The following is a 1,746-nucleotide window of genomic DNA, read 5'->3' as shown; positions in this document are numbered from 1 at the left end:
CTGGCCACCGTCAGATGCGGTGTGAACCGGCGCGGCGGGCCCTCCATCGCCACGCCCGCCTTGCGCGCGGCCGCGTCCGCGCGCTCCGCGAGGCGGCGCAGTACGCCCAGCTCGCCCGCCGCCCCGACCCACAGCGCACGGTCCCCGAAGCGGCCCCCGCCGCGCAGATTGAGCCCGAACGGGTCGGTGCGGTGCGCGGCGCGGGCCAGCCGCTCGGCGAGGGCGGGGAGCGCCTCGTCGGGTACCTCCCCCATGAACGCGAGCGTGAAGTGCCAGTTCTCGCGCTCGGTCCAGCGGAGCCGGTCGGCGCCGGGGAGCGCGTGCAGCGTACGGACCTCGGCGGCGAGCTCGGCGATGGCCGGATCAGGCGGCAGGACGGCGGCGAAGAGTCTCACGTGTCCCTCCTTACCCGGCCCGGCCACTCTCAGGCCACCGCGGCCAGCTGCTGCCGCTCGCGCTCCTTCGGCACGAACCGCACCTGCGGGTGCCCCCGGTGCATCCGCACCCGCACCCGCAGCCCGCCGACCCGGGCCAGGATCACCCCGATCGCCAGCGCGGCCAGCAGCGACACGACGCCGCCCGCGGCGAAGCCGACCCGGGCGCCGTAGGTGTCGGTGATCCAGCCGACGAGGGGTGCCCCCAGCGGCGTACCGCCGGTGAAGACCATCATGAACAGGCTCATCACCCGGCCCCGCATCATCGGGTCGGTGGCCATCTGCACGCTGGAGTTGGCGACCACGTTGACCGTCAGGCCGAACATGCCGATCGGCACCAGCAGCGCCGCGAACAGCCAGAAGGACGGTGCGAAGGCGGTGACGACCTCCAGTACGCCGAAGGCCACCGCGGCGGCGACCAGCAGGCGCAGCCGCGAGTTGCCGCGCCGTGCGGCGAGCAGGGCTCCGGCCAGTGAGCCGGTGGCCATCAGGGTGTTGAGCAGGCCGTACGTACTCGCGCCCGAGTCGTAGACATCGTCCACGAAGGCGCTCAGCCAGATCGGGAAGTTGAAGCCGAAGGTCCCGATGAACCCCACGAGGACGATCGGCCAGATCAGTTCCGGCCGTCCGGCCACATAGCGCAGCCCTTCCCGCAGCTGTCCCTTGCCGCGCGGGGGCCGCTCCACCTTGTGCAGCTCGGCGGGGCGCATCAGCGCCAGGCCGATCAGCGGTGCGAGGAAGGACAGGCCGTTGAGCAGGAAGGCGTAGCCGCTGCCGACGGCGGTGATCAGCACACCGGCGACGGCGGGGCCGACGAGCCGCGCGGACTGGAAGTTCGCGGAGTTCAGGCTGACCGCGTTCGCCAGCTGGTCGGGGCCGACCATCTCGGAGACGAAGGTCTGCCGGGCCGGGTTGTCGACGACGGTGATCAGGCCGAGGACGAACGCGGTGAGGTAGACGTGCCAGGTCTGGACGTGCCCGGCGAGGGTGAGCACGGCGAGCGCGACACCGGTCAGGCCCATCGCGGACTGGGTGACGAAGAGGATCCGGCGCTTGGGCAGGCGGTCCACGAGGACGCCGCCGTACAGGCCGAACAGCAGCATGGGCAGGAACTGCAGCGCGATGGTGATCCCGACGGCGGACGCGGAGCCGGTCAGGGTGAGAACCAGCCAGTCCTGGGCGATGCGCTGCATCCAGGTGCCGGTGTTGGAGACCACTTGCCCGGTGAAGAAGAGCCGGTAGTTCCGGTTCTTCAGCGAGCTGAACATGCTGGGCTTGGCGGGCTTGGCGGGCCCGGTGCGGGTGATGGGGT

The 1,746-nt window shown here is 71.9% G+C and carries 2 protein-coding genes; both read right to left on the bottom strand.

From position 1 onward, the window contains the following. Positions 1-395: RNA 2',3'-cyclic phosphodiesterase (gene thpR, locus U9R90_RS35985; protein WP_411061680.1), on the bottom strand; the 395-nt coding region annotated here is incomplete at its 3' end. 29 nt (positions 396-424) lie between these two features. Next, positions 425-1,702 (bottom strand): MFS transporter, encoded by a 1,278-nt coding sequence (locus U9R90_RS35980; protein ID WP_411061681.1) that lies wholly within the window; start codon positions 1,700-1,702, stop codon positions 425-427. Positions 1,703-1,746: the final 44 nt, after the last annotated feature.

The organism is Streptomyces sp. E11-3 (assembly GCF_046540415.1).
Taxonomy (GTDB): domain Bacteria; phylum Actinomycetota; class Actinomycetes; order Streptomycetales; family Streptomycetaceae; genus Streptomyces.
This window is presented reverse-complemented; position numbering and strand designations above follow the sequence as displayed.

Bases quoted from the DNA above. Each gene is read 5' to 3' on its own strand.
- U9R90_RS35980 (WP_411061681.1), bottom strand. From the start codon at position 1,702: ATGTTCAGCTCGCTGAAGAACCGGAACTACCGGCTCTTCTTCACCGGG.